The 21,795-nt window shown below is 68.8% G+C and carries 30 protein-coding genes; 18 read left to right on the top strand and 12 right to left on the bottom strand.

Annotated elements, in window-relative coordinates:
* Positions 1-24 precede the first annotated feature (24 nt).
* The 3 genes from CJZ98_RS06560 to murC are packed head-to-tail and all read right to left on the bottom strand — an operon-like array spanning position 25 to position 2,762.
* The gene (locus tag CJZ98_RS06560; protein WP_094589625.1) at positions 25-366 is read right to left on the bottom strand and encodes a YbaB/EbfC family nucleoid-associated protein; all 342 of its coding nucleotides are present in this window, start codon (positions 364-366) and stop codon (positions 25-27) included.
* Positions 367-395: 29 nt separating this feature from the next.
* Complete coding sequence (gene murB / locus CJZ98_RS06555; RefSeq protein WP_094589623.1) at positions 396-1,316, bottom strand: UDP-N-acetylmuramate dehydrogenase; 921 nt, start codon at positions 1,314-1,316, stop codon at positions 396-398.
* A 3-nt stretch (positions 1,317-1,319) separates the two neighbouring features.
* A complete protein-coding gene (gene murC / locus CJZ98_RS06550) occupies positions 1,320-2,762 on the bottom strand; it encodes a UDP-N-acetylmuramate--L-alanine ligase (protein WP_094589621.1) in 1,443 nt (480 codons plus the stop codon).
* Between the two features lie 188 nt (positions 2,763-2,950).
* Between murC and CJZ98_RS06545 the strand changes: the two genes are divergently transcribed.
* On the top strand, positions 2,951-3,973 hold the full coding sequence (locus CJZ98_RS06545) for a type I glyceraldehyde-3-phosphate dehydrogenase (RefSeq protein WP_094589619.1): 1,023 nt from the start codon (positions 2,951-2,953) through the stop codon (positions 3,971-3,973).
* Positions 3,974-4,068: 95 nt separating this feature from the next.
* On the opposite strand, the gene thiL is transcribed toward CJZ98_RS06545, so the two are convergent.
* Both thiL and CJZ98_RS06535 read right to left on the bottom strand, forming a co-directional pair.
* A complete protein-coding gene (gene thiL, locus CJZ98_RS06540) occupies positions 4,069-5,130 on the bottom strand; it encodes a thiamine-phosphate kinase (protein ID WP_094589617.1) in 1,062 nt (353 codons plus the stop codon).
* Between the two features lie 24 nt (positions 5,131-5,154).
* Complete coding sequence (locus CJZ98_RS06535) at positions 5,155-6,234, bottom strand: peptidylprolyl isomerase (protein ID WP_094589615.1); 1,080 nt, start codon at positions 6,232-6,234, stop codon at positions 5,155-5,157.
* A gap of 219 nt (positions 6,235-6,453) precedes the next feature.
* On the opposite strand from CJZ98_RS06535, the gene efp reads away from it, so the two are divergent.
* Entirely contained in the window at positions 6,454-7,014 is a 561-nt protein-coding gene (efp, locus tag CJZ98_RS06530; protein ID WP_094589613.1) for an elongation factor P, read from the top strand.
* Between the two features lie 5 nt (positions 7,015-7,019).
* Complete coding sequence (gene accB / locus CJZ98_RS06525; RefSeq protein ID WP_094589612.1) at positions 7,020-7,487, top strand: acetyl-CoA carboxylase biotin carboxyl carrier protein; 468 nt, start codon at positions 7,020-7,022, stop codon at positions 7,485-7,487.
* 21 nt (positions 7,488-7,508) lie between these two features.
* Here the strand turns inward: accB and pdxA are convergent, their stop codons facing one another.
* Positions 7,509-8,555 carry a 4-hydroxythreonine-4-phosphate dehydrogenase PdxA gene (pdxA, locus tag CJZ98_RS06520; RefSeq protein WP_094589610.1) on the bottom strand — a complete coding sequence of 349 codons (1,047 nt, stop codon included), beginning with the start codon at positions 8,553-8,555 and terminating at the stop codon, positions 7,509-7,511.
* Here pdxA and CJZ98_RS06515 point away from each other — a divergent pair.
* A complete protein-coding gene (locus tag CJZ98_RS06515; RefSeq protein ID WP_094589608.1) occupies positions 8,554-8,733 on the top strand; it encodes a hypothetical protein in 180 nt (59 codons plus the stop codon). The two genes, pdxA and CJZ98_RS06515, sit on opposite strands and share 2 nt — an antisense overlap.
* Here the strand turns inward: CJZ98_RS06515 and CJZ98_RS06510 are convergent.
* Positions 8,709-9,716: an NAD-binding protein gene (locus CJZ98_RS06510; protein ID WP_232756273.1), complete on the bottom strand. Its 1,008-nt coding sequence runs from the start codon at positions 9,714-9,716 to the stop codon at positions 8,709-8,711. The genes CJZ98_RS06515 and CJZ98_RS06510 overlap by 25 nt on opposite strands.
* 78 nt (positions 9,717-9,794) lie before the next feature.
* Between CJZ98_RS06510 and CJZ98_RS06505 the strand changes: the two genes are divergently transcribed.
* On the top strand, positions 9,795-10,055 hold the full coding sequence (locus CJZ98_RS06505; RefSeq protein WP_094589604.1) for a hypothetical protein: 261 nt from the start codon (positions 9,795-9,797) through the stop codon (positions 10,053-10,055).
* Between the two features lie 5 nt (positions 10,056-10,060).
* Here the strand turns inward: CJZ98_RS06505 and CJZ98_RS06500 are convergent, their stop codons facing one another.
* A complete protein-coding gene (locus tag CJZ98_RS06500; RefSeq protein ID WP_094589602.1) occupies positions 10,061-10,507 on the bottom strand; it encodes an HNH endonuclease in 447 nt (148 codons plus the stop codon).
* Between the two features lie 126 nt (positions 10,508-10,633).
* Here CJZ98_RS06500 and CJZ98_RS19510 point away from each other — a divergent pair, with 126 nt between their 5' ends.
* Both CJZ98_RS19510 and CJZ98_RS06490 read left to right on the top strand, forming a co-directional pair.
* Positions 10,634-10,777, top strand: coding sequence for an EspF repeat-containing protein (locus CJZ98_RS19510; protein ID WP_094589684.1), 144 nt, complete (start codon positions 10,634-10,636; stop codon positions 10,775-10,777).
* Entirely contained in the window at positions 10,749-12,326 is a 1,578-nt protein-coding gene (locus CJZ98_RS06490; protein ID WP_094589600.1) for a DEAD/DEAH box helicase, read from the top strand. The genes CJZ98_RS19510 and CJZ98_RS06490 overlap by 29 nt, the downstream gene beginning before the upstream one ends.
* Positions 12,327-12,369: 43 nt before the next feature.
* Here the strand turns inward: CJZ98_RS06490 and CJZ98_RS06485 are convergent, their stop codons facing one another.
* From CJZ98_RS06485 to CJZ98_RS06475, 3 genes are all read right to left on the bottom strand, one after another.
* Entirely contained in the window at positions 12,370-12,717 is a 348-nt protein-coding gene (locus CJZ98_RS06485) for a hypothetical protein (RefSeq protein ID WP_157910896.1), read from the bottom strand.
* A 61-nt stretch (positions 12,718-12,778) separates the two neighbouring features.
* Complete coding sequence (locus CJZ98_RS06480; RefSeq protein ID WP_232756272.1) at positions 12,779-13,234, bottom strand: DUF6554 family protein; 456 nt, start codon at positions 13,232-13,234, stop codon at positions 12,779-12,781.
* Between the two features lie 79 nt (positions 13,235-13,313).
* Positions 13,314-13,832, bottom strand: a complete 519-nt coding sequence (locus CJZ98_RS06475; protein WP_094589596.1) for an AbrB family transcriptional regulator — start codon at positions 13,830-13,832, stop codon at positions 13,314-13,316.
* A gap of 93 nt (positions 13,833-13,925) precedes the next feature.
* Between CJZ98_RS06475 and CJZ98_RS06470 the strand changes: the two genes are divergently transcribed.
* From CJZ98_RS06470 to CJZ98_RS06430, 8 genes are all read left to right on the top strand, one after another.
* On the top strand, positions 13,926-14,237 hold the full coding sequence (locus CJZ98_RS06470; RefSeq protein WP_094589594.1) for a hypothetical protein: 312 nt from the start codon (positions 13,926-13,928) through the stop codon (positions 14,235-14,237).
* A 38-nt stretch (positions 14,238-14,275) separates the two neighbouring features.
* Positions 14,276-14,512, top strand: coding sequence for a hypothetical protein (locus CJZ98_RS06465; protein ID WP_094589592.1), 237 nt, complete (start codon positions 14,276-14,278; stop codon positions 14,510-14,512).
* A 1,392-nt stretch (positions 14,513-15,904) separates the two neighbouring features.
* Positions 15,905-16,402, top strand: coding sequence for an SLOG family protein (locus CJZ98_RS06455; protein ID WP_094589587.1), 498 nt, complete (start codon positions 15,905-15,907; stop codon positions 16,400-16,402).
* A 68-nt stretch (positions 16,403-16,470) separates the two neighbouring features.
* Positions 16,471-17,094 carry a siphovirus Gp157 family protein gene (locus CJZ98_RS06450; protein WP_094589585.1) on the top strand — a complete coding sequence of 208 codons (624 nt, stop codon included), beginning with the start codon at positions 16,471-16,473 and terminating at the stop codon, positions 17,092-17,094.
* Positions 17,095-17,195: 101 nt separating this feature from the next.
* Positions 17,196-17,435: a hypothetical protein gene (locus tag CJZ98_RS06445; RefSeq protein WP_094589583.1), complete on the top strand. Its 240-nt coding sequence runs from the start codon at positions 17,196-17,198 to the stop codon at positions 17,433-17,435.
* A 50-nt stretch (positions 17,436-17,485) separates the two neighbouring features.
* Entirely contained in the window at positions 17,486-18,277 is a 792-nt protein-coding gene (locus CJZ98_RS06440) for an RAD52 family DNA repair protein (protein ID WP_094589581.1), read from the top strand.
* Between the two features lie 407 nt (positions 18,278-18,684).
* Positions 18,685-18,960 carry a hypothetical protein gene (locus CJZ98_RS18210; RefSeq protein ID WP_157910895.1) on the top strand — a complete coding sequence of 92 codons (276 nt, stop codon included), beginning with the start codon at positions 18,685-18,687 and terminating at the stop codon, positions 18,958-18,960.
* A gap of 751 nt (positions 18,961-19,711) precedes the next feature.
* Positions 19,712-19,924, top strand: a complete 213-nt coding sequence (locus tag CJZ98_RS06430) for a hypothetical protein (protein WP_094589577.1) — start codon at positions 19,712-19,714, stop codon at positions 19,922-19,924.
* Positions 19,925-19,995: 71 nt separating this feature from the next.
* On the opposite strand, the gene CJZ98_RS06425 is transcribed toward CJZ98_RS06430, so the two are convergent.
* Positions 19,996-20,403 (bottom strand): hypothetical protein, encoded by a 408-nt coding sequence (locus CJZ98_RS06425; protein ID WP_094589575.1) that lies wholly within the window; start codon positions 20,401-20,403, stop codon positions 19,996-19,998.
* On the opposite strand from CJZ98_RS06425, the gene CJZ98_RS06420 reads away from it, so the two are divergent.
* From CJZ98_RS06420 to CJZ98_RS06410, 3 genes are all read left to right on the top strand, one after another.
* Positions 20,386-20,622: a hypothetical protein gene (locus tag CJZ98_RS06420; RefSeq protein WP_094589573.1), complete on the top strand. Its 237-nt coding sequence runs from the start codon at positions 20,386-20,388 to the stop codon at positions 20,620-20,622. The genes CJZ98_RS06425 and CJZ98_RS06420 overlap by 18 nt on opposite strands.
* Before the next feature lie 160 nt (positions 20,623-20,782).
* On the top strand, positions 20,783-21,271 hold the full coding sequence (gene brxF, locus CJZ98_RS06415) for a BREX-3 system P-loop-containing protein BrxF (protein ID WP_094589571.1): 489 nt from the start codon (positions 20,783-20,785) through the stop codon (positions 21,269-21,271).
* A complete protein-coding gene (locus tag CJZ98_RS06410; protein ID WP_094589569.1) occupies positions 21,246-21,746 on the top strand; it encodes a DUF6079 family protein in 501 nt (166 codons plus the stop codon). The genes brxF and CJZ98_RS06410 overlap by 26 nt, the downstream gene beginning before the upstream one ends.
* Positions 21,747-21,795 lie beyond the last annotated feature (49 nt).

The following is a 21,795-nucleotide window of genomic DNA, read 5'->3' as shown; positions in this document are numbered from 1 at the left end:
CCGGAAGCGTCCGGAGCCGCGCCCTCAGCCGCCGATGCCGGGCAGGTTGAGGTTGAGGCCGCCGGTCAGTTCCTCCATGCGTTCCTTCATGGTGGCGGTGGAGGTGTCGTAGGCGGCCTTGAGGGCCTCCAGGGTGGCGGCCTCGGTGGCGGCGGCACCCTCGGCGGCCAGCTCCGGCGCGATTCGCACCTTCAGGGGCTGCTGGTTGCCCGACAGCCAGACGCTGGCGCGGCCGCAGCTGCTCTGGCCCTCCAGTTCCATGGCGTCGAGCTCGTCCTGGAGCTTGGCGGCGTCCTGCTGGATCTGCTGGGCCTTGCGGAACGCCTCGGTGAGCTGACCGAAGTTGGGAAGTCCGAAGCCAGCCATCGGGGAGAGGCGAGAGGGTTGGCGGCAGGCTAAGCGGGCGGGGCCAGGTCCCCGAAGCGCCCCAGCCGTTTCACCTCGGTGTGCAGGGCGATGCCGTGGGCCTCCGCCACCCGATGCTGCACCAGGGCGATGAGCTGGTCGATTTCGGCGGCACTGGCGCCGCCGGCGTTGACGATGAAGTTGGCGTGGATCGGCGACACCTGGGCGCCGCCCACACGTAGCCCCTTGAGGCCCAGCCCCTCGATCAGCTGGCCCGCCTTCCGGGGCTCGGGATTGCGAAACACACTGCCGCAGCTGGGTTGCTGGTAGGGCTGGCTGCTGGTGCGGCTGTGCAGGTTGGCGCTGGTGCGCTGGCCCACGGCCGCTGGATCGTGGCCGCTCTGCAGCTGGAAGCGGGCCGAGAGCACCAGCAGAGGCTCGTGCTGCAGGCGGCTGTGGCGGTAGTCGAAGTCCAGCTCGGCGGCGCTGAGCACGACGGGCTCGCCACCCCGCAGGGGGTCCAGCACCGTCACATCCACCAGCCACTCGGCGGTGCAGCCGCCCTGGGCGCCGGCATTCATCACCACGGCACCGCCGACGGTGCCCGGGATCCCCACCGACCACTCCAGCCCCGCCAGACCCGCACGAGCCGCCCGCCGGGCCAGGGTGGGGAGAGGCTCCCCCGCCAGGGCCTCCACCAGGCCGCTGGTGCTGTCGAGCTGGCTGCCCTGCAGGCGGCGTTGGCAGAGGGTGAGGCCCGCCAGCCCGGCGTCGCTCACCAGCAGGTTGGAACCGGCCCCGATCACCCGCAGCTCCAGTCCCTCGCACCGCGCCCAGGCCACCAGTTGCTGCAGCTGCTCCACGCTGTCCGGTTCGGCGAACCAGTCGGCCGGACCGCCCACTTTCCAGGTGGTGTAGTCCGCCAGGCCCACCGACCTGCGCAACCCCTGGGGTCCCGCCTGTGCCGCCATGGTTCAGGCCGCCAGCGGCAGTGGCAGATCCCGGCTTTCCAGGGCTTCCAGCCGGCTCCAGAGGCCGTTCACGTCGCCGGCGCCCATGGCCAGCACCAGATCCCCCTCCAGGCTGTGCTCAGCCACGGCCACCGCCAGATCGTCGAGGCTGGCGCTCACGGCCACGGTCAGCTCGGGCCGCAGCCGGCGGATCTCGGTCGCCATGGCGGCACTGGAGATGCCCGCGATCGGGGCTTCGCCGGCCGCGTAGAGCGGGGCCAGCAGCACGGCATCGGCCTGGCTGAGGGCCTGGGCGAAGGGGCCGAGGAACTCGGCCGTGCGGCTGTAGCGGTGGGGCTGAAACACCGCCAGGACCCGCCGGGGGCAGGTCGGTAACGGGCTGCGGCCACTGCTCACCATCAGCCGGGCCATGGCCAGGGTGGCGTCCACCTCACTGGGGTGATGGGCGTAGTCATCCACCACCAGCCTGCCGTGCCAGCTGCCGCGGTAGTCGAAGCGGCGACCCGGGGCCTGCAGGGATTCGATCGCCTGGCGCAGCTCCGCGAACGACAGGCCCTGCAGCCGGCAGGCGGCCAGGGCCGCGGTGGCGTTGCTGAGGTTGTGCAGGCCCGGCAGCGGCAGGCTGAATTCGCCCACCGGCTCGCCGTTCTCGTAGAAACGGGCCTGGGTGCTGTCGCCGTGGAGCTGCAGCGGGATGGCGGCGAAGGCCGTGCCCTCCACGCTGCTGGTGGACCACCAGCTGTCGGCCTGGAAGCGGTCCCGCAGGATCGGACAGTCGCGGTTGGCGAGCACGTGCCCGCAGCCGCGGGCGAAACGCTGCAGGGTGGCGATCAGGGACTCCAGGTCGGGGTAGTGGTCGGTGTGGTCCAGCTCCAGGTTGGTGATCACCCCGAGGGAGGCGGTGAACTTCACCAGCGAGCCATCCGACTCGTCGGCCTCGGCCACCAGCAGGGAGCCCTGGCCGCTTCGGCCGTTGCTGGCGAAGGCCGGCACGATCCCGCCGATCACGGCGGTGGGGTCCTGGTCGGTGGTGTGCAGCAGGCTGGCCACCAGCGTGCTGGTCGTGGTCTTCCCGTGGCTACCGGCCACGGCGATCGACGGCTGGGCGGCGATCAGGGCGCCGAGCACATCGGAGCGGTGGCAGACCTCCAGGCCCACGCGCCGGGCCTCCACCAGCTCCGCGTTGCTCTCGGGCACGGCGGAGCTCACCACCACCAGGGGTGGCTTGGAGGTGCCGCTCCGGATGGCGGCGATCGTGCCGGCGCTCTGCTCGCGGAACACCCGCACGCCGCGGCCGCGCAGGTCCTGCAGCACGGCGTTGTCGCGGGGATCGGAGCCCGTCACCGCAAAGCCCCGATCCGCCAGAATCCCGGCAATGGCCGACATGCCGATGCCACCAACTCCAATGAAGTGGAGGGGCTGGTGGCGATCGAGCGTCAGGGCCAAGGGCGTCTCCGTGTCGGGCCGACGCTAATCCCGGACGTCCTGCTTGTCGCCTCGGCGGGGTCCCCCCTGAGACCGTCCGATACGGCTCGCGCCGTCAGGCCGGCCTTGGGCCCAGGGGGGGTCCGGCCTATTTCTGTATGATCGGCAGCCAAATCTCCCTTGCTAGCGGCTTTTCCCGCTTACCGCCAATGACCCTGCGCGTTGCGATCAATGGATTCGGCCGGATCGGTCGCAACTTTGCGCGCTGCTGGCTGAGCCGCGGGGCCAACACCGGCATCGAGCTGGTGGGTCTCAACGACACGTCCGATCCCCGCACCAACGCGCACCTGCTCCAGTACGACTCGATGCTGGGCCGGATCCGCGACGCCGAGGTGTCCGCCACCGACGACGCGATCATCGTCAACGGCAAAACGATCAAGTGCTTCTCGGATCGCAACCCCCTCAACCTGCCCTGGAAGGAGTGGGGTGTGGACCTGGTGATCGAAGCCACCGGCGTCTTCATCGACAAGGAAGGGGCCGGCAAGCACATCCAGGCCGGTGCCAAGAAAGTGCTGATCACGGCCCCCGGCAAGGGCGACGGCATCGGCACTTTCGTGGTGGGCGTGAACGATGGCGACTACCGCCACGAGGAGTTCGACATCGTCAGCAACGCCAGCTGCACCACCAACTGCCTGGCGCCGATCGTGAAGGTGCTGGATCAGGCCTTCGGCATCGTCAAGGGCACGATGACCACCACCCACAGCTACACGGGCGACCAGCGCATTCTCGACGCTTCCCACCGGGACCTGCGCCGCGCCCGTGCCGCCGCGATCAACATCGTCCCCACCAGCACCGGCGCCGCCAAGGCCGTGGCCCTGGTGTACCCGCCGATGAAGGGCAAGCTCAACGGCATCGCCCTGCGCGTTCCCACCCCCAACGTGTCGGTGGTCGATCTGGTGCTGGAGGTGGGCCGCTCCACCAGCCGCGAGGAGGTGAACGCCACCCTCAAGGCCGCCTCCGAGGGCGCCATGAAGGGCATCATCAAGTACTCCGACCTGCCCCTGGTCTCCTCCGACCACGCCGGCACCGATCAATCCACCATCATCGATTCCGACCTCACCCTGGTGATGGGCGACAACATGGTGAAGGTGATCGCCTGGTACGACAACGAGTGGGGCTACAGCCAGCGCGTCGTGGACCTGGCCGAAGTGGTCGCCCGCAACTGGAAGTGAGCCTGACGGCTTCCGACTCAGTCCGCTGAGCCGTCGAGCCTCCCGATCCGCAACCCTGGGCCGCCCTTCGGGGCGGCTTTGTCATGGCCGCCTGTTCAAGGTCTGAAGTGAGAGAAGCCCGCGACGCCCTCCGGTAGGGGCGCGTCGCTGTCACTCCAGGTCAGCCAGGGCTCGCCGGGCGCGGCGGGTTCCGCAGCCAGTTCGCCGATCCGCCCGGCCCCGGGTAGGGCCGCCAGCAGGGCTTCGGCCCAGTCAGGGGCAATGGCCAGCACCAGCTCGAAGTCCTCACCGCCCCCCAGGCACCAGGCTTCGCCGCTGGTGAGGGCCGCCAGTGCGGGTGTCAGGGGCAGGGCCTGCCGCTCCAGCCGGGCTCGGCAGCCGCTGGCCCGGGCGATGGCCACCACGGCGGCCGCCAGGCCATCGCTGCTGTCGGTGCCGCCCACCCGCCAGGGACTGCTGGCCGGCTGGCAGGCCTCCAGGCTGGCCACGGCGTCGAAGCGGGGCCGGGGGCGGCGGTGGGCCGTGATCGCCTGCTGGCAAAGCACCCCGTCCAGTCCGGCAGTGGCCGGATCCAGCTCCCCCAGCAGCAGGGCCAGGCCCAGCCGGCTGAGGCCATGGGGCCCGGTGCTCACCAGCCAGTCGCCGGCCCGCCCATCGCGGCGCCGGATCGGGCCGCGGCCCAGCCGCCCCAGGGCCGTCACCGCCAGCAGCCGCTGGCTTCCGCCGCTGCAGTCACCGCCCAGCAGGGTGCCGCCGTAGTGCTCCAGGCTCTGGTGCAGTCCGTCGTACACCCCGGCCACCCACGGCCAGGGCGTCTGGGCCGGTGCCACCAGCCCCACCGTCAGGCCCACCACCTGGCGGCAGCCCATGGCCGCCAGGTCCGAGAGGTTGGCGGCACTGGCGCGCCAGCCCAGATCGGCGGGGCCCATGGTGGCGTCGCTGAAGTGGATGCCCTCCACCAGCACGTCGGTGTTGACCACCAGATCGGCCTGCCGCCGTCCGGCCTCGCCCGCCTGGGCAGGGTCCTGCCCATCGGGGATCAGGGCCGCGTCGTCATCGAACTGGCCGGGTGGGGCGTAGCGGGCCAGCCGGCGCAGCAGCTCCCATTCGCCCAGGTCCGCCAGGCGCTCCACGGGCTGCTCCAAGGGACGCTCCATGGGCTGCACGATCGGTCTCTGGCCCTAGGCGTGGGCCTGGAAGTTCTCGGCGCCGTCCACCACCCGGGCACGCAGGATCCTGTCGTCCACACCCAGCTCCTCCAGTACGTCGAAGCCTTCCACCACGTAGCCGAAGGCGGCGTAGCGACCATCCACCAGGTTCAGGCCGGCGGGGGTGAGCTCGGCTTCGTAAAGGAAGAAGAAGAACTGGGAGGAGCCGTCGTCCAGGGCTGCATCGGAGTGGGCCCAGCCGAGGGTGCCCAGGGTGGCGAAGGGCAGCACCGGTGTGGCCTTGAACAGGCCCAGTTCCTCGAAGGTGTGGTTGTAGTAGGGGGCATCCTGGCCGGGCACCCGGATCTCCAGGGGCACCGTGCGCTCGGCCTTGGTGGCGGGATCGATGTAGCCATCGACTGGACCGGCCGGATCGCCGGTCTGGAGCACGTAGAAGTCCTCGGCGCGGGTGAAGGGCAGCTTGTCGTAGAAGCCCTTCTGCACCAGATCCACGAAGGCGCCGGCGGTCAGGGGCGCGTTGTAGCCGTCGACTACGGCGGTGAGGGTGCCCTTGCTGGTCTCGATCTCTACGGTGGCGCGCCCCAGCAGCCGCGGCAGGGCCGCGAAGTCGGCCGGAATCTCGAAGGGGAAGGCCCCCACCAGCAGAGCCTCCAGGTCGCCCACGGTGGTCAGGGCGCTGCGGCGATCGGCCAGGAAGGTCTCGCGATCGGCCGCCTCGCTCGAGCTGGCCAGTGACTGGAGCTGGGTCTGCAGCTGGTCCAGCAGCTGTTCGCCTTCAGCCCTGGCCCGTACAGGCAGATCATTGAGAATCGATTCGCGGCGGCTGGTCAGCAGAGTCTGGCTGCGGCGCACCGTGCCGGCCAGGGCCGTCCAGCGCTTGGCCCGCAGGTCGCCGCTGGTGCTCTCCAGCCGGTGCTGCAGCTCCTGCAGATCCCTGGCCTGGATCGGCAGGGCATCCCGCAGGATCGCGGCCGGATCGGTCACGGCGTTGCCGGGGGGCAGGGCGGCCAGGGCCAGCGGGGCCGCCAGCAGCTGGCCCAGCACGAGGCAGGTCAGCAGCGCGCTGCCCAGGGCGAGCCGCCGCAGCCCCATTCCCCAGGGGGTAAGGGCGCGAAGACCCGCTGTCCACCAAGGCACCATGTCGGTGGCTGCAGACACTGTCGGGACCGCTCCCCGCGCCGCGTGGAGAGGTCCCGACAGCGCCCGGGCTGTACTGGATTCCGCCGCCGCCTGCCTGGGATCCATGGCCAGCCCCTGTCTCTGTCTGGACTCTGGCACAGCCGTACAATCCGGCGATCCCGTTCTGCCGGAATGATCTCGAGCAACGATTTTCGTACCGGCACCACGATCGAGCTGGACGGCCAGGTCTGGCGTGTCGTGGAATTCCTGCATGTGAAGCCCGGCAAGGGATCGGCGTTCGTGCGCACCAAGCTGAAGGCGGTGCAGAGCGGCAACGTCGTGGAGAAGACCTTCCGGGCCGGTGAGACCGTGCCCCAGGCCCAGCTCGACAAGGCCACCCTCCAGCACACCTACATGGAGGGCGACGACTACGTGTTCATGGACATGGCCTCCTACGAGGAGACGCGCCTCACCGCCAAGCAGATCGGCGACCAGCGCAAGTACCTCAAGGAAGGGATGGAGGTGAGCGTCGTCTACTGGAACGGCAAGCCCCTCGAGGTGGAACTGCCCAACTCCGTGGTGCTCGAGATCACCCAGACGGATCCCGGCGTCAAGGGTGACACCGCCACCGGCGGCACCAAACCCGCCATCGTTGAGACCGGTGCCCAGGTGATGGTGCCCCTGTTCCTGTCGATCGGCGAGAAGATCAAGATCGACACCCGCACCGATAGTTACCTCGGCCGCGAGAACTGATTGCCATGCAGCTCGATCACAACCAGCTTCGCGAGCTGATCACCCTGCTGGGTGAGAGCGACATCCAGGAGCTCAAGCTTGAGGGCGATGACTTCCGCCTGGAACTGCGTCGCAACCTGCCGGCGGCCCAGCCCCAGGTGGTGATGCAGGCCGCCGCTCCCGCCGTGGCCGCTCCTGTGCTGCCCTCCACCCCCTCGCCTGCGCCCCCCACAGCTCCTGCTGTCCGCGGCGATCTGGTGGAGATCACGGCGCCGATGGTGGCCACCTTCTATCGGTCCCCGGCCCCGGGCGAGCCCTCCTTCGTGGAGTTGGGAGCCCGCATCGCCGTCGGCCAGACCGTCTGCATCCTGGAGGCGATGAAGCTGATGAACGAGCTCGAGAGCGAGGTGAGCGGCGAAGTGGTCGAGATCCTGGTGGAGAACGGCACCCCCGTGGAATTTGGCCAGGCGTTGATGCGGGTCAAGCCCGGCTGATCCCATCTGGCGATCCTGGGCTCAGCCCAGCTCCCGGGCAGTCTCCAGGGCCGCTGCCATGCTCGCCCCACGGGCGATGCCGTGGCCGGCGATGGCGAAGCCCGTGCCGTGGTCCGGGGAGGTGCGCAGGAACGGCAACCCCAGGCTGGTGTTGACCGCTTGATCGAAGGCCAGCAGCTTCACCGGGATCAGTCCCTGGTCGTGGTAGAGCGCCAGATAGCCATCGGCGGCAGCCTTCCCGCTTCTGCCCCCCCAGGCCGCCCCCGCCTCCAGCCAGCAGGTATCGGGTGGCAGGGGGCCCAGCAGCTCCGCCTCAGGGTGCCGTGACCGCCAGCGCTGCAGCAGTGGGATCAGCCAATCCTGCTCCTCCCGGCCCAGCTGGCCCGCCTCGCCGGCGTGGGGATTGAGCCCTGCCACAGCCAGGCGCGGCTGCGGTCGGAAGCGTTGGCAGAAGGTCAGGAGCACGGCCAGCTTGGCCTCCACCCGCTCCGGAGTGAGCGCGGCGGGCACGGCGGCCAGGGGGATGTGGGTGGTGGCCAGCAGGGTGTTCAGCCGCCAGCCGCCGTTGGGGGAGCGGGCCGTGAACAGCATCGAGGCCTCTGCCACACCGGCCAGCTCCGCCAGGCGTTCCGTCTGGCCGGGATAGACGTGGCCAGCGGCATGCCATGCGTGCTTGGCGATCGGCGCGGTCACCAGGGAGCGGCAATGGCCCTGCTGCACCAGCTCTGTGGCGGCTGTCAGCCAGGCGAAGCTGGCCGCTCCGCTGGCGGCACCGCCTGCCCCCGGCGGCACTGGCTCCCCCAGCGGCAGATCAAGGAGCTCCAGCTCCGCCGGGTCCAGCAGGGGCTCCTCGCCCCCTGCCCGCAGGCTGCGGTAGGTGTCCTCCAGCCAGCGACGGCACCCCACCAGCAGCGGGCCCTTCGAGCCGGTCCAGCTCTCGGGCCCTTCTCTGCGGGCCAGGGCCGCCAGGGCCTTGAGGGTCACCTCCGCGCCGATCCCGGCGGGATCCCCCAAGCTGAGGGCGATGCGCCCTTGCCTAGCGTCTGGGCTGGTCGGTGATGGATCCATGGTGCGCTGGTTGCTTCTCGGTGGCTTGCTGTTCGCCCTGGTGAGCGGGGTGCGCAACGGCTGGGTGGAGCTGCACTGGGACCGTCTGCTCCACGATGCCGGCGTGCCCTTCGTGCCGGATCCAGGCCGGTCCACCGGCCCGGCGGACCGCAGTCAGGCCGGCGCCGCCGGGCCCTGAGCAGACCCGGGCCCGGCGGCTGGCCGGCCAGCGGTCGACGACGGCGCGTTGGCCTGGGCAGAGGCCGTCTGCCGCTCCTCCGCCAGGGAGGCCTGGAAGCCCTCCCGGTAGCTGGGATAGCGCAGCCGATAGCCCAGCCCCTGGCAGAGCAGCCGGTTGCTGACTCGCCGGTTCTCGGACCAGAAGCTCAGGGCCATCGGGCCCATGCTGGCGACCACGTCCGCATAGCGCTGCGCCGGCGGCAGCGGGCAGCCCAGCAGGTGGGCGCCATAGCCGAGGGTCTCGCTGGAGGGGCAGGGGACGTCGTCGCTCACGTTGACCACCGCGGGGCGGTGCTGGGGCGGCAGGGCCAGGCAGTGCAGCAGCGCCCCGACGATGTCGTCCACGTGGATGCGACAGAAGACCTGGCCCGGCTTGTGCACCAGCCGCCCCTTGCCCGTCAGCAGATTCTGGAAGGGGCAGCGGCCCGGGCCGTAGATGGCAGGCAGCCGGAAGCTCTGCACCGGCAGGCCGCTGCCCAGCCAGGCCTGCTCGCAGGCCAGGCGGGCCCGGCTGCGCCCCAGACCCGGGTTGGGCGGTGTGCCCTCGTCGGCCCAGGCTCCCTGAAGATCGCCGTAGACGCCGGTGGTGGAGAGGTACCCCAGCCACTGCAGGGGCAGCTGCCGCAGCACTGGGCCGAGGGCGTCCAGGGCGGGGTCCCGCCCTTCGCCATCGGGTGGGATCGTCACCAGCACATGGCTGGTGCCCGCCAGCTGTTCGGCCGTGGGCATGGCCCCGGCGGCCGGATCAAAGCGCAGCCAGCGCCGGCCTGGGGCGTCCGCTTCCGGCGGTTCCGGGCCCCGGTGGGTGAGGGTCACGCTGGCCCCGAGCGACCCCACGGCGGCGGCGAAGCGCTGGCCTGTGTAGCCACCCCCGAGCACCAGCACCGAGGCGCCCGCCGGCAGCGCCTGACCCATCGTCGCCGAGGTTGTTGAGGGGTTCATCGCCGCAGGCGCGCCGGTCGCCGGGTTGACAGCCCAGGAAGCCATGAGTACAGATGTATCACACCGCGATCCCGATCGATGGCCGCGTCCTGTCTCTCTACTCCCCTCGCTCCGCTGCGCGGCCCCATCCGCGGCCCGGTCCCCAGCGCTGGATCCCTGGCGGGTCGGCGCTGGTGCACCCGGCGTGCCGGCCCTCGGGCCAGGGCCGGTGTCTGGCCCCTGGCCTGGCTGGTGGCGGCCCTGTTGGCGGCGGCGGCCCTGTTGGCGCCGGAGCAGCCCTCGGCCCAAGCTGCCATCTGCCAGCGCCACAATGGCCTGGCCGCCTGTCGCGTCTGGTAGGGCGCTCAGGCGGCCTGGAACGCCCAGCCAGGGTCGCCGCCGTCCCTGGTTTTCCGGTTGGCGGTTCGCCCCTGGTTGGCGCTGGGGCGGCCCGGCGTTGGGCTGGCCTGGGGGCTGGCCCACTGCAGCAACCGCAGGGCCAGCCGCAGATCCCCGTCGATCCAGGCCCGGATCGCCATGGCGCGGCGGGGATCGTAGAAGCGCTGGCGCCGATACCAGTCGAAGGCGTCGGTGTCACTCTTGCGACCGTTGCAGGCCAGGCAGGCCGGCACGCAGTTCTCGGTGACGCTCAGGCCGCCGCGGCTGCGCGGCAGCACATGGTCAATTGATTCGGATGGATTGCCGCAGTAGATGCAGCTTTGATCCGTAAATGTGTGGAGAGATTGTCTCCAGCGGCGAACACGAAGTTTGGGGCACAGATCCTCAAGGAAAACCGCATCCCTGGCGTGCATCCGATCAACTCGGTTGCGGGGAGTCTGCCTGGAGTCGCTGTCTTGTCAATGTGTCGAAGGATGCCGTTCTGACCGATAGGGACCAGGACGTTCAGGCTGACTTGTCTTTGCAGCTGTGGGCCTTAAATTGGCTGGCGGCGCGTCCAGCGACTGGCCCGCCGGCGAGCTCCTCCGGCGTCGTGTTCCCCGTTTGGCCCGCCCTCTCAGCCCGTCCAGGCCTGCCGCTCCCGCCCGCTGCCTGATGCGGCTGGGCGCCTCTGGCTCCATTGAGGTGGTCACCCCCTTCGACGCCGTGACCCAGGCGCAGCTGCAGGCCGTGCGGCCCCGGGGCCATTGGCGCTCCCGCCAGCGTTGCTGGGATTTTCCCCTGGAGGCTGCCCACGAGCTGGAACGGCGCTTCGCTTCCCGCTTTCCGATCGATCCGGAGCTGGCCCAGTGGCTGGCCTGGCTGCGCCAGCCGTTGCCGCCCCTGCCGCCGCACCGGCAGCTGGTGGCCGAGGCCGATCTCCAGGCGCCCCTGCCCGATGGCCGCCACCTGTTTGCCCACCAGCGCTCGGCGGTGCGCTGGCTGCTGGCCCGCCGCGGGGCGCTGCTGGCCGACGCCATGGGCCTGGGCAAGACGCTCACCGCCCTGGTGGCGGCCCGCACCCTGGCCCGGGCCAGTGGCGGCCGCATCGCGGTGGTGGCCCCCGCCGGGCTCCACGCCCACTGGCGCCAGGAGGCGGCGGCCCTGGAGCTGGCCATCGAGCTGTTCAGCTGGGCCCGCCTGCCGGCCGAGCTGCCCCCCGCCGGCACCGTGCTGATCGCCGATGAGGCCCACTACGCCCAGAACCTGGGCGCCACCCGCACCCGGGCCTTCCTGCGGCTGGCCCGCCATCCGCGCCTGCGGGCCTGCTGGCTGCTCACCGGCACGCCGATGAAGAACGGTCGCCCCGTGCAGCTGTTCCCCCTGCTGGCCGCCATCGGCCATCCCCTTGCCGCCGACCAGCGTGCCTACGAGGAGCGCTACTGCCAGGGCCACTGGCGCGAGGGCCCCGGTGGCCGGCGCCACTGGCAGGCCCTGGGGGCCACTGGCCTGAAGGAGTTGCAGCGGCTCACCCGACCGCTGCTTCTGCACCGCCGCAAGGCCGATTGCCTGGACCTGCCGCCCAAGCAGCGGCTCCACCACCCCGTGATCCTCAGTGCCGGCGAGGGCCAGGGCTTCCAGCACCGGCTCGATCTGGCGGTGGACGACTACCGCCGCCGCGCTGCCGCCGGCCTGGTGCGGCGCGATGCCGAGGCCCTGGCCGTGTTCACGGCCCTGCGCCAGATCGCCGCCGAATACAAGCTTCCCGCCGCCACCCGCCTGGTGCGGGAACTGCTGGGGCGGGGCGAGCCGGTGCTGGTGTTCAGCGGATTCGTGGCCGCCGCCGAGCTGTTGCAGGCCCGGCTGGGCGGCGAGCTGCTGACGGGCCGGGTGCGTCCGGCCGAGCGCCAGGCGAGGGTCGAGCGCTTCCAGGCCGGCGCCGATCCGCTGCTGATCAGCACCTTCGGCGTGGGAGGGCTGGGCCTCACCCTGCACCGGGCGCGCCACGTGGTGCTGCTGGAGCGCCCCTGGACCCCCGGCGACGCGGAGCAGGCGGAGGACCGCTGCCATCGCATCGGCATGGGCGGTCCGCTGCAGTGCCACTGGCTGCAGCTTGGCGTCGCCGACCAGCTGGTGGACGACCTGATCGCCAGCAAGGCCGAGCGCATCGAGGTGCTGCTGGGGCGCCACTCCAGTGCCCTGCGCCGCCAGTCGTTCCCGCAGATGGTGCGGCGGCTGCTCGCCGAATGGTGAGCAGGGTGACCTGGGGTGAGCCCCCAATCGCAACGGCCTGGTCTCAGCCGCGGCAGCCGGCGGCGCGGATGCGGATCTCCTCCACCAGCTGGGGGTCGCCGCGGCGTCCAGGCGTGGCCTGGCGCAGCAGGACCTCGGCGGCGCTGCTGTCGCTGCAGGCGGCCACCCGGTTGCCCGCCAGGGACTGCAGCAGGGCACGCTCGTTGCGCGGCTGGGGGTCGCGGGGATAGGCGGCCACCACGGCATCGCAGCGCTCCAAGGCGGTCTGGAGAGCGTCGAGGCGCACCTCCCGCAGACAGTCATCCCGCGCCGGGCCCTTGACCTGCTCCTGCGGTGGCGGTGGTGCCGCGCATCCGCCGAGCAGGCCCCCCAGGGCAGTGCCCAGCACCATCAGGGCCAGGGGGCGCTGGCGGTCTGGCCGTCGCTGGGCTCGCGGGGATTGGGATGCCAACTCAGTAGTTGTAGCGATCGTTGCGGGTGACGCCGCTGGTGGGAATGCGCGTGGGGCCGCTGCCCTGGGTCGAGGGAGTGCTGCCGGCGGCGGGACTGGCCGCGGCCTCAGGCGGGGTGGCAGCCCGCTCGAACAGGCTGCCCAGGTAGCGGCCGCAGTCTGGGAAGGTGCCAGGGTTCTGGACCACCGCCTCGGTGATCATCACCGCGGCATGTTCCGGCGACGTCTTGAACAGGCTGGCGCTCTGGCGCTTGATCAGGGAATAGGCGGCAGTCCAGCTCACTTCGTGGTTGTTGCCGGCGCCGCGCATGAAGCAATACACCTGGGCACCTTTGCCGGCGGGTGTGTCAGCGGGTGTGTCGGCGGCCGCCGGCAGCAGCGGCAGGGCCGTGGCCACGGCGCCAAGGCCAGCGGGCAGCAGCGCGGCGAGGGCGCGGCGGATGGCGGGGTGGGCCATGGGGGCGGCGGCTCGGGAGCCGGCGGGGGTGAGGGAAGGGGCCCACCGTATCCAGGGCGCTGGGCCTGTCCAGGGCCGGTTAACCCGACTGGGACCCCTGCAGCGACAGCACCAGTCGCACCATGAGCGGCAACACCAGCAGCACGGTGATCAGCCGCACCGCGTGCAGGGTCGCGACCGCCGCTCCCACGCCGAACTCGGCCCCCACCAGGCTCATGCCGCTGATGCCCCCCGGGGCGGCGCCCAGCAGGGCCACCACCGGATCGATGCCCAATAGGCGGCTGCACCACAGGCCCACCACCAGACCCGTGGCCACCAGGGTCACGGTGATCAGCAGGGCCGGCCGCCACAACTGCCGCAGCTCCGCCACGGCGGTGCTGGTCAGGCCAGTGCCGATCACGGTGCCGATGCCGATCTCCAGCAGGGTGCGCGTGCCCAGGGGCCACTGGGCCGTCTCAAGCCGGCCGCTCATGCTCACCAGGCCGGCCCCGAGCAGGGCTCCCGCCAGCGGTGCGGCGGGGATGCCGGTGCGCAGGGCCAGCAGCCCGCCGGCCAGGCCAGCCAGCAGATACACCAGCAAATTCAGCGGGGGGTGCATCCGGGGCCAGACGGGGAGGAAGCTGTCCAGTCTGGGAGAAGGCTTGAGTCGCTGACGGTTCTGTGGTGTGATCGGCGCTACCGCTTTGATCCGATGAGTCCCGAATCGGTTTCGTTCCGCATCACCCGCACCACCGAGGATCTGGCCCAGACTGTGGCGGCCCTGTCCCAGCGGCTGGTGAAGCTCGAACAGCGCTTGGCTGTGCTGCAGCTGCAGCTGGAGGCCGTGGCGGCGCCGGTGGAGCCCGATCCGGCCGAGCTGCGCTCCCTGGAGTCGGTGGAGCTGCTGCTGGCGGATTGCCGGGCCCTGCTGGCCGATTCGGAGCCCTCGGCGGCGGGCCTGGAGCTTGATGGGGCTCCACTTCGATCCGTGGATGCGGACGACGCCACGCCCCTGGCCGCCTGACCCTGGTGGGCGGTGCCACAATGGGAAGAAAGCGAACCATGGCCAGCTTCAACAGCTCCAGCTTCGTGAATCAGCGCCCCGCCCAGCACCCGTCCCAGCCGGGTGCCGCGCGCCCCACGCCCGCCTGCCGCTCCTTCGCTGAGGGCGATCACCAGCTGGAGAAGCTGGAATTCGCCCTGGCGGTGGCTGTGACCCGTGGCGATCAGCAGCGCTCCGAGCAGCTGAGGGCCCAGATCGCAGCCCTCGGCGGCAACCGCGAAGAACCTGGCACCTGAAATGGGTGTGGATTTCGTGATGCGCTGGGTGCACCACACCTCGCATCTTGCTGGTGCGTTACATTCCAATCAACGATCGTTGGATTTACGGATCCGCTGATGCCGGAGACGATTCCATCACCAGCAGCTGCTCCATCAGCTGTGGTTGCACACCATCCCCGCTTGGGGCAGCACCCCTTGGCTGCCCCCCGTCCTCTCGCTGGACAGCAACGCCACGACCTGACCCATCAGGCGGCAGCCCATGAGGCCGAGGCCAAGCAGGCTGCGGCCCGCGGCGCGATAGAGGAATCGGCGCGCCACATTCTCCTGGCCCTGGACTGCGAGCGTCGGGCTGGAAGCATTGGCCCCCAAGTGCTGCAGGTGATTAAGACGAGGGCCTGAAGCGGCTCTGCTGCCGCGACCTCCCGTCACACCCACCAAGGAGACGAATCCTGCCTCAGACCTCCCACTCCGGTCGGTCAGGGCAAGGGTTTGGGGTCAGCGAGAGTGGCAGGAGCGCTCGTGTCATCGCTAACGCCACTCCGTGGAAGGCTTTCAGGGAATTCCTTCAGGTCTGGACTGAAAGCGGGTGACCGGGCTCGAACCGGCGACGTTCAGCTTGGGAAGCTTCTCGGTTGATTAGCGGAACTGGTTGCGCTCTCTTGGGTCTCATGTGCCCTCAGGCTTGGATGTGAGAAGGTCTGTGAGAAGGTTTTGGCCTTCTCCCCTGTTGTGAGAAGGCGCGAGTTGGAGCCGGCGGACGTAAGGCGAAGGGGCGAGGGCTGCTCTGTGAAGGGCGTTCTCTTTACGCAAGCCAAGTATTCCTCTGCCCTTGGCAATCCTTCGCCAAGACCGCGAGGTATAAGCAAGATCTGAAAGTTGAATCCAGCGCACCCGAGAGATTGGCGGGCTGAGTTATCCAACGTCTGGCCCCGCGGTTTCAGCAGTGTGTCCGGTCGGCGACGGCCGTCCTTCAGCGTGCCACGGCTGCGCCGTGGCGTGCATCGGCCAGCCGCCGCCGCCCTCCGCTCCGAGGCCGGTGGTGAGGTGGTGGGCAGGGCTCGTTTCCCGCGGCTGCGGTGGCCGGGCATTCGCCCGCATCAATGGGGGCAGAGGTGGGCCCCAGGCCTCCTCGCGCGGCTGCGCGGCCAGCTGGGCATACAGGGCTGAATTTGGCGGTCTTGCTGATCAGTTTCCAAGGCCGCCAGCGAATGCCTTTGCTTTGGGCAGATCCATTGCCCTGCAGTCGCTCTGCCCGCCAGAGAGTGCGTTTGTACTGGTAGAATAAGGGCTGCGCCAAAGGCCCTGAGCCCATCGCCGGCGGCAACCTCGTCCCCTGGTCTCGCCATCACCCCTGCGTATCGCTGAGCAGTTGTGATGCCCCGATCAGTTGTCCTTCTGGCAACTGAATCCATGGCTTTATGTATTCAATCGCGGCCGGAGATTGCCCCGGCCCGCTCTCTGGTGATCGCCGCCGGGGGCGGCCGGGATCTGGCTTGGCCTCATCAGCGTGTGGCTGCTGAGCTGCTGGCCCGCAGCGGCGGCCGGCTGGTGCATCTGCTGCTCCATGGCGGTGCCCGTGGGGCCGATGCCTCCATTGGCCGCGCTGCCCATCAGCTGGGCTGGTCCTCCGTGGTGATGCCAGCTCGGTGGGAGCGGCATGGCCGGGCGGCTGGGCCAATCCGTAATCGGGAGTTGCTCGAGCAGGCCATTGCCCAGGCCGTGGCCCACACCTCCCCGGTCTCGATCGCCTCGGTGCTGGTGGTGGCGTTCCCCGGTGGCGTTGGCACCGCCTCGCTCGTGCAGCAGGCCCGCCGGATGGCTTCCCGTTCGCCGGTGCCGATCTCGGTGGCCGAGGTCAGCACGTCGGCCGGGCTCTGGGCCGTTCCGGCTGGTATTCCCCGCTCCTGATCAGTCACCACAAGCCTTTGGCGTTCTGTCGCGCCTCCTCTCCATTTCCTGTTCCTCCTCTCACCGTCATGGCCGTTCTCACTCCCATCCCCACCGTTGCCGCCCCTGCTTCGGCCCCGGATACCTCTGGTCCTGCCTTTTCCCTCCAGCGCTCCGGATCGCTCTGGCAGCTCGGCATCGAGTCCCAGGAGCTCACCACCGCCATCGGCCAGCTGGCCGAGCAGCTGGAAACGGATGACCCCGAGCTGCGCGCCCTGGCCCTCGCCGAGCTTGAGGCCGCCCTGCTGGCAGAAGAGGGCAACAAGGCGGCCCTCTCCGCCAAGGCCGATGCCACCTGCTGGGTGATCGAGCACCTCCGCGGTCAGGCCGCCTACCGCCAGCAGCAGGCCAAGCGCCTCGCCGATCTGGCCCGCTCTGATGCCGGCCGGGCCGATGCCCTGGAGGAGTCGCTGATCTTTGTCCTCACCCAGCTGCAGCCAGCGGCCACACGGTTCTCGTTCCCCAATCACGAGCTCAGCAGCCGCAAATCCTCGGCTGTCGTGATCGACGACGAGGAGGCCCTCGATTCCGAGTGGCTCGCCGTCACCACCACCACCAAGCCCGACAAGGCCGCCATCAAAGAAGCGCTCAAGGCCGGCCGCCACATCGAAGGCGCCCAGCTCCTCTCCCGCCGCAGCTGGCGCATCCACTGAGGGGGGCAAGGGCCCCCTTTCACACGGGCCTGTTGCAGGAGCGGGCCCACGTCACTCCCCCCAGAGCCCACACAGCCACCGATCACCCCATCACCAGAGCCATGGATCTCACCAGCTACGCCAGTACCACCGCCACCAACAGCCCCACCAGCACCCGGCCCAGGGGGCACATCTGGTCGACCCGGCTGTGCAGCTGGGTGCTGCCGATCCTCCGCAAGAACAGCCGCCGCCCGTCGCCCCAGCACATCCACTGCAGTGAACCGCCCTGCTGGGTGCTGATCGAACCCCTCGACCCAGAAGCCGCTGCGCTGCCAAGCGCACCTCACGGTGCGACCAGCTGATCGCCTCATCTGCATTCACCACACACTTCCCCACCTCACCCCTCGTCGCCATGACCTGCACCTTTTCCCCCGAGCAGATCACTGCCCTCTCCGCCCCGCTGGATCGCGCCAAGGTGCGCCAGCGAGAGCAGGGCCGCAGCTCCGTCAGCTATCTGGAGGGCTGGCAGGTGATCGCGGAAGCGAACAGGATCTTTGGCTTTGACGGCTGGCAGCGCGAAACCGTCGCCCTCCGCTGCGTCAACCAAAGCGAACGAACCATCGGTGCCAGAGGCACGAGCCGAGACCAACGCCCCGGCTGGGGAGTCACCTACACCGCCCGGGTGCGCATCACCGTGGGTGAGGGCAGCGGTGCCCAGTTGATCCGCGAGGGCTGCGGCGCCGGCCACGGCATCGACGCCGATCTGGGACAGGCCCACGAATCGGCACTTAAGGAAGCCGAAACCGATGCCATGAAGCGGGCGCTGATGACCTTCGGGAACCCCTTCGGCCTGGCCCTCTACGACAAGCAGCAACGCGAGGTCACCCAGGCGACAGGGAACAGCAGCGCTCCCCTGCCTGCCAGCGCCAGCAACGGCACGCGATCCATCCATCGCCGCCCCTCGCCCACCACCCCAAGCGCCAACAACGATCCCGGCCTCACGCCCCTCGACTCGGCCACCACCCGCCAGATCCTCGCCACCTTGCGCGGTCTGCCCCGGCCGGTGCTGGAGGGCTTCACCAAAGCCTTCCGCAAGCGGTTTCAGGTACCGGAAGATGCCACTTCCATCGCCGATCGGATCCTGCAGAAGCGGCACCACGACTGGATTGAGGCCTACCTGGTGCAGCAGCAGATGGCGGCGTAGTCCGCAGTCGGCGCGGTTGCATCAGGTCATCAGGCCTCAGGGGGCACGTGGTGCCCCTGGGGGCAACGCTGCTGATCCGAGGAGCGCTCATGCCGAATCGGCAGGTGGACCCACATGACGGTGGGCAGCTCAAAGTCCCTGGCCAGGCGGGCCACAGTCGCGGCAACTTCCTGCACGGTTGGGATTGTGGAGCTGCCTGGGGTGGGGGGCGGCTCGGAAGGGTCTGCCTCGGGGGGAAAGAACGCGCAATCGGAGTTCCAGATCGAGCGATCCGCCGTCAGGCCTTGGTCAGGCGCCGGATCGACTGAGCCCTCAAGCCCAGGCATGGCCTGTTCTGCCAAGGGCCTGAGCTGTAGACCCGAGGGCGTCACCTGCAGGCTCACCTCAGACCCCACGAAGGCAGGGAGTTGATCGAGGTCGCCGAAGCAACTGCTGAAGGCCTTGGCCTTGCAGGTTCCGCCTTGTGGATGGATCAGCAAAACGTCGGCATAGGGATCACCCGTAGCGGAGACGCCGTAAGCCTCGACTTTGTACAGGTAACAGCGGGTCGGCTGGGGCTCAGGCATCACCGCCACCTCCTTGCCGGAGTGACCGAGCGCTGGCAGGATGAGCAGTGGCTACCCTCTAAACAAGCCAATGAACGCATCGAGCGGCTCGATGCAGGAACTGTCAAGGCTCCATGAGCCATTGAGAAGTTGTGTACGCCGGACTCGCCGTCCGGCTTCTGATGAGTCACCATGAGGCAGCTCTTGACGAAGGAGCACCCTTCAAGGGGAGGCTCAGGGAGGTAGTAGCCCCTGAGCCTTTCCTTTTGGAAAGACCCAGGGCTCCCTGCCCGGAAGACCGAGCCGAGCCAGTCCCTGTCGGGGGTCCAATCAGTTTGGCAGCACCGATGGGGTGTGCAAGGCGGAGGTACCACCAGGGATGGTGGCAAAGCGCCTGATGTTGTGAAATGTTGCGAAAATTTGGCCTTGGTGCTTAGACTCGCGCGTTGTGAATGTCCTGTGCACGAGTTCTTCCGGCTGCGCACTACGGGCTCGTATAACCCAAAATATCCCGAATTCTTGAGATCCCTTGCGGCGCAATGGGTCTTGAAAAAATCTCGCCAGACCAATACCTAGACAGTGTGCCAATCCAAGATGTGTCTACTTAGCTGCGGTGAAGTCTGAATCTGTCTCTCTGGGCCGTCATTTTTATGCGTTGGCTGCATTGTTCGTCCGTTTAGGCGCAGTACGGCACACCTGACTGGTCTTGCGTCAGCGGCTATCGATTTGATGGGTTGTGGGTCCATGGCGCTGGCGATCACGCCACCCGGCCTGCCCCGGCTTGCGCGCCGCGCAAGGGCTGACGCGAGTCGCTGCGCTGCGCTCCGCGCCCCTTGCGTGGCACAGGCGGCGCCGGGGCTGAACGGCGGTGTCGTTCGCCAGCACAGCCATGGCCGCCGCTCCTCTCAGCCGCACCTGCCCGATCCGCATCGTCTCGGTACATCTGCTTGATGCCGCTGGCCAGCTCCTCAGGGTGCTCTTCCTCGATCGCGAGGGGCACATATCGGCCGAGCCGCACTACGTGCCCCGCGAGGAGGCGCTGATCCTGGCCTCCAATCAGCAGCAGGTGCTCGGGCCTCAGGCCAGGGTCCAGGTGCTCTGAGGTGGATGCCCGGCGGCATCCCCGCCGGGTTTTCTTCTTCGGGGGTGTGGGTCGTGTCCGGGTCGATGTGCTCAGCTCAGCCCCACGTACACCGGCTGGAACCACTGCATCCGCCGGCATTTTCGCTTCTCGCCATGCAGCACGGTGTGCCAGTGGCCGCTGCGCCAGTGGGGCCGACGGGAGGCGCTGCTACTGGTGCCAGCCGCGCTCCCTTCTGATGGGGCCCTGGGGGTGCGGTCGAGCCGTAAGTCCTTGCCGATCCACACCGGGCCCTGGGGCGTGACGGCGCCGGTGTCGTCCGCACTACCAGCCGAGAAGCCCTTGCCGCTGGGCACCCTGGCAGCCGGGCCGGTGGTCAGCAGTTCCGGCTGGTAGAGCTGCACCAGCAAGGCGTTGATGGCCAGGCCCTCCATCCGCTGGTTGGTGCTCTGCACCGCCTGCTCGTCCCACTGCCAGGCCGGATGGCTCAGGTCCTCCACGGTGGGCTGGCGTTCGCCTATCTGCTGAAAGGAATGGCGGGTGAGGTAGCTGGTGCCATCGAGGGCTCCCGCAGCCTCAAGACCCTGACGGGCAGCTGGAGCGACCTGGCCCTGGCCTGTCTGATCCACGTGGGCATGAAGCGACTGATGCCTGATGAGGACTCAGGCCTGGGGATCGGGGCGGAATACGAGGAGGCGCTGCGGTTGCATGGCCCGTAGGCCAAAACAATGCACAGGCTGCATAGGTTCGGCATTGGCGGGTAGGAGCAGGAGAAGACTGGCTGCGCCTGGGCTGCCCTGGCGGCAGACTGGGTGCTGCGGCCTACAGCAACGGCCGCTCATTACGAGTCCCGGCTAGATCGGCTGTACCACCCTGCCCATGAGAGACCTGGCACGCGGCATCGCTGAGCAAGCTGAGCTGGCATCGAAGAGCTTTTATCGCCTGGTCTTGGTGGCTGGTCCCCCTGGCAGTGGAAAAACCAGTGCTTTCAACGAGCTCCAAGTAGCCAAGGGCTGGAGCTTGTTGAACCTCAACAAAGTTCTTTCCGAGCGGCTGCTGGATCTCACTAGCAAGCAAAGACGACTTCGAACCGCAGACATCGTCAGGGACTTAATCGAAGAGCAAGGCAATCAGACAGTGAGCATGTTGGACAACATTGGCTTGCTCTTCCACCCTGCCTTGCAGCAAGAGCCAATGATGGCGCTCCAGCGTGCTTCGCGGAACCGCACGGTGATCGCAGCCTGGCAAGGGGAGGTCACCGCAGGCAAGCTCATCTACGGGTCGCCCGACCACCCAGAATATCGGCGCCTCGACGTCAAAGACGTGCAGATTGTGACCGCCGATGGTCACGGCCTGGCAGGAGCGTGAAGACATGAAATATTCAGACCTGATTCAGTTTGATCCGATTGAAACGGTTGTTCAGCTCAACGAAGCTGAACGCGACGACCAAGCCCTCAGGCTGGTGCAGACCTTTGTGATCTCGGATCGCATGGGTGAGCAGCTGGAAAGCGTGATCTTCCAGCAACTTCAATTCCAGGAGCCTGCGGATAACAAGGGGCTTCTGGTTGTCGGCAACTACGGCACAGGCAAGTCTCACCAGTTAGCGGTGATCTCCGCTGTGGCTGAGAAGGCGGAACTGGCAGAGAAGCTGACAAACCCTGCTGTTGCCAAGGCAGCCGAGAAGATTGCGGGACATTTTGTCGTTATCCGCGCAGAGATTAACTCCTCGATGTCGCTCCGGCAGTTTGTGCTGGAGACCCTTCAGGAGGCCCTGGCGGAGCATGGAGTCCATTTCGGCCGCGTCCCTTCGCGTGGTGTAAATCCCGAGGCCCGAATGCCCTGATCAGAGGTTGAACAAGGTGGAATGACGAGCTGTCATTCCGGAGGTGCGG

The organism is Vulcanococcus limneticus LL, from assembly GCF_002252705.1.
Classification (GTDB): domain Bacteria; phylum Cyanobacteriota; class Cyanobacteriia; order PCC-6307; family Cyanobiaceae; genus Vulcanococcus; species Vulcanococcus limneticus.
This window is presented reverse-complemented; position numbering and strand designations above follow the sequence as displayed.